The sequence below is a fragment of the Streptomyces sp. NPDC001880 genome (assembly GCF_053594575.1).
Genome location: NZ_JBSFET010000218.1, coordinates 1 through 3,526, shown reverse-complemented (window position 1 = coordinate 3,526; position 3,526 = coordinate 1). Strand labels below are relative to the sequence as shown.

Sequence of the window (3,526 nt, the reverse complement as noted above, 5' to 3'; positions counted from 1 at the left end):
ACTCGTCCGCGATCAACGCGCCCGCACCACGTCGAGCAGGCCGGCGGCCACGGCCCACACCAGCAGCTCGACCAGCTCGCCCCGCACACCGTCCGGAATCTCACCGGCCGCGACGAGCCCGGCCTCGGCGGCCTGCCGTCCGACGCCGAGATGCTGGGGGTCCGGGATTGTGGAATTCTCCCGTGATCGTTTTCGTGTAGGGATTACCGGGCTTCGAAGGCATCCGGTTCGAGACCGATCCGGCTATCCGAAAAGCGGTTGGGCACAATGATTTACCGTGCGTCCGGTGACCTTCCGCTGTTGCCGGTCAGACCGGAAGTCCAACGGATTTCGGTCAGCTCCGTTGTGTATCACCGGCGGACGGGAATCCCGCGTGACGCATTTCGCGCGGGCACACCCCGAAGCGCTGCCGGAATGCCGTGCTGAGCGCGCTGGAGGAGGAGAACCCCGACGCATATGCCAGCTCGGTGATGGTCATGTGCCGGTACGCGGGCGCCCGCAGCCGGTCCCGTACCAATCGCAGCCGCTCCTCGCGGATCAGTGCGCGGGGGGTCGTCCCGGCTTGTTGCAGAGCCAGCTGTACCTGGCGCAGCGACCAGCCCAGGGCTCGCGCCATGGTGGCGCCGGTCAGGTGGGGGTCTGCAGCGTGTTCGCGGGCGTACCGGCGGACCACGGTCTCCACCTCCGTCAGGTGACCGGGCGGGGTGGGGCGGTCGTCCCCCGCGGCGAGCATGCACAACAGCTCGACCAGGCGTTCCGACACCGCGTCGAACTGGCCGCTTGTGAGGGCGTCGCGCTCCTCGTGCAGGCCGGTCAGTATGTCGCCCACCACCCGGCCCAGACCCGAGCGGAGGTCGAGGCCCAGGGTGAGCGGCGACGACCGGTTCAACCGCCCGTTCACCTCCTGGGCGGGGATCGACATGATGAACGCCCGCGCTGAGGCGGCCTGCAGGACCTCGAACGGCGCGCCGAAGGTGAGCAGGCACCCGGCGTCCGGGACCAGTCGCAGCTCCTGGCCGTTCTGGCGCAGCAGCAGCTCTCCGGCGACCGGCAGCAGCAAGCGGTAGTCCTCGTCCGGGCAGTGCCGTACCTGGTTCGTGGTCCGGGTGTACTTGATCGTGTCCGACCACCACTGGACGAGCTGATAGGTGGCGGTGCGCTGGCGGATCGTTCCCGCGCGGAAGTCGTCGGTGCGTGGGTATCCGTAGCCCATCAGGCTTTGATACGACGTCACGTGCTCGCCCCAGAATTCGGCGCGCTCACGCGACGTCACGTCCCGGGTCGTGCATGAAATCACCGTGTAGGTTTCCGAGGCCATCGAAACACCTTTCACTGCGGCCTTCTCACAGTGTGCGCACGACCGGAGTCGGGTCTCACGCTCATGGCATGAGGCCCCGGTAGTGCCGCAACAGTGTAGTGGACGGCGGTGCGATCCAGGCAGTGCGTCAGCGGCTCGATACGCACATGTGTGCGTGGAACTCGTTGTGTTGCGCGTGGTGTCAACTTTCCTACGCGCACGCGCAATTCCGGGCGTGCGATCCAATCCTACGGTTGGTTGCGGGACTCGACTGTGCGCTCGGGCGAGGCGGGTCCTCGCTGACCGGGATAGGGGCCGCTCCGCGGCCGTTCCACCTGGTGAAGGAATCCGTGGGCTTCGTGCCGGAGGCCCGAGTACCTGACTGAGGGACAAGATGGCGAACGTCGAACTGATCCAGAACCCGTGTGAGCAGCAAGCGGCAACCCGCTCCGTTCTGAGGGGGCCGGTGGCCCGTGGGGCCTGGGGACTCGTGGTGACCGCAGGGGTCGTGGGCACGAGCGCGGGAGTCTTCGGAGTCGTACCCGCGGCCGCAGAGCCTGTGTCGCGCACACTGCGGTACACCTGCGCGGTTCCGATGGCCGACGAGCGGCCAGGCACCGTGAAGATCGACTCGGACGTCCCGAAGTCGGCGACGGTCGGCATGCCCACACCGAAGTTCGTCATCCGTGCGGCGGTGCCGGTCAACGCGGCTGACGCGCGAGAGTTGCGGAAGGCGCGCATCAAGACCATCACGGGCACGGTGGACGCGAAGGTGCATGTGACGGCGCCGGGCGTCGAGACCGACCTCAGCGTGCCGTTCCAAGTGGCCAGGACCAGCGTTCCGGCGTCCGGATCGTTCCAGGTCAAGGCGACCGGTGTCGCACCGGCGCGAGCCTTTCCCCGACCGGGCGGGGCGAGAATCACCGTCGGCGACCTCACCGCGCACGTCACCGCGAGCGGCAGCATCGTGACCGTCAAGCTGGACCTGTCGTGCGGGCTGGATCCCGGGCAGAACAACGTCGTGGCGTTGTTCGACATCGCCGGGGCGGGAACGACGACCGGTCCGGCCCCGTCCGGAACGGCTGATACGGCCACCTCGGGCACTGCCGGGTCTCGGAACCCGAGCGACGACGCGAGGACGGACACGACCCCGGAAGGCTCGGCCGACCCCTCCGGCGCCATGGCCGAGACCGGGAGCCGGGGCACCGGGAGTCTGGTTGGGCTGGCCGCGGGGTCCGCCGTCCTGGGCACCCTCGCCGTGGCCGCCGCTTTCCGCTTCCGCTCACGCGGTAGGTGACCAGGGGGATGTCCGACACCGTACGCCCCACGCGGTGGGGCTGGTCGGCGCTGACGGTCTCGGCGCTGGTGGTGTCGGTCGCCATAGCAGTCCGGGCGGGAACCGGGGACGTGGACCCAAGCGGGTTGGTGGTCGGGATGGTCGGCCTGATGCTGACGGTAGCGGGCCTGGACCAGGCCAGGTCCTCCCAGGCCCGGGAAGACACCGATGCCGCCGGGCTCGCCGACCGCCTCGCCGTCGACATCAGGAAACGCGAGGAGGAAGCCCGCCAGAGACTTCTCGGCGGCAGCGACCGCACCATCAACATCGAGTTCGTCCACCTGCCCTCCCGTGCCCACCAGGCCGCAGACGCGGCACCCCACGGCACATTGGAGGAAGTCGCTGCCTACTACCGCGCTCTTGGGTCCGGCCGACTCGTCATCACCGGTGCGCCCGGAGCCGGTAAGACGGTGCTCGCCCTCCACCTCATGCTGCTTCTGCTCGCCGACCGGACGCCGGGCGGCCCCGTTCCCGTACGGCTGTCGTTGTCCACCTTCGACCCCGGCCCGACCAAGCTCGACGACTGGCTAGCCGACCAGCTCGTCCGCGTACACCGGCTACGCCCCGCCGCGGCAGCCGCCCTCGTCAGAGCCCGTCTGGTCCTCCCGGTGCTCGACGGCCTCGACGAGATGGATACCAGAGAGGATCCCGGGCTCGGCTCCCGCGCCGCGGCCGCCCTGGAGGCCATGAACAACTACCTCCACGGCACCGCCAAGGGCCAGCTCGTGCTTACCTGCCGCAGCACCCCGTACGCCGCTCTCGAACACGTGAGTCTGTGGGCGCAGGACGCCTCCCGTATCGACATCGCCCCTGTCAGCCCGGCCGCGGCCGAGGCGTTCGTCACCGCCCGGGCCATCGACCCGGACCGCTGGGCACCCGTCCTGGACGCACTC

At 69.3% G+C, this 3,526-nt stretch carries 4 protein-coding genes; 3 read left to right on the top strand and 1 reads right to left on the bottom strand.

Translation table 11 applies throughout. From position 1 onward, the window contains the following. Positions 1-186, top strand: a 186-nt coding sequence (locus ACWCQ6_RS36380; RefSeq protein ID WP_451096677.1) for a hypothetical protein, incomplete at its 5' end; no start/stop codon positions are given. A 148-nt stretch (positions 187-334) separates the two neighbouring features. On the opposite strand, the gene ACWCQ6_RS36375 is transcribed toward ACWCQ6_RS36380, so the two are convergent. Further along, a complete protein-coding gene (locus ACWCQ6_RS36375; RefSeq protein ID WP_451096675.1) occupies positions 335-1,318 on the bottom strand; it encodes a helix-turn-helix domain-containing protein in 984 nt (327 codons plus the stop codon). A gap of 472 nt (positions 1,319-1,790) precedes the next feature. Between ACWCQ6_RS36375 and ACWCQ6_RS36370 the strand changes: the two genes are divergently transcribed. Continuing rightward, positions 1,791-2,594, top strand: a complete 804-nt coding sequence (locus ACWCQ6_RS36370) for a DUF6801 domain-containing protein (RefSeq protein ID WP_451096673.1) — start codon at positions 1,791-1,793, stop codon at positions 2,592-2,594. 8 nt (positions 2,595-2,602) lie between these two features. Beyond that, the coding region (locus ACWCQ6_RS36365) for an NACHT domain-containing protein (protein WP_451096671.1) at positions 2,603-3,526 on the top strand (924 nt) is incomplete at its 3' end.

Excerpts from the sequence above, each read along its gene's own strand:
- ACWCQ6_RS36375 (WP_451096675.1), bottom strand. The coding sequence starts at position 1,318 with ATGGCCTCGGAAACCTACACGGTGATTTCATGCACGACCCGGGACGTG.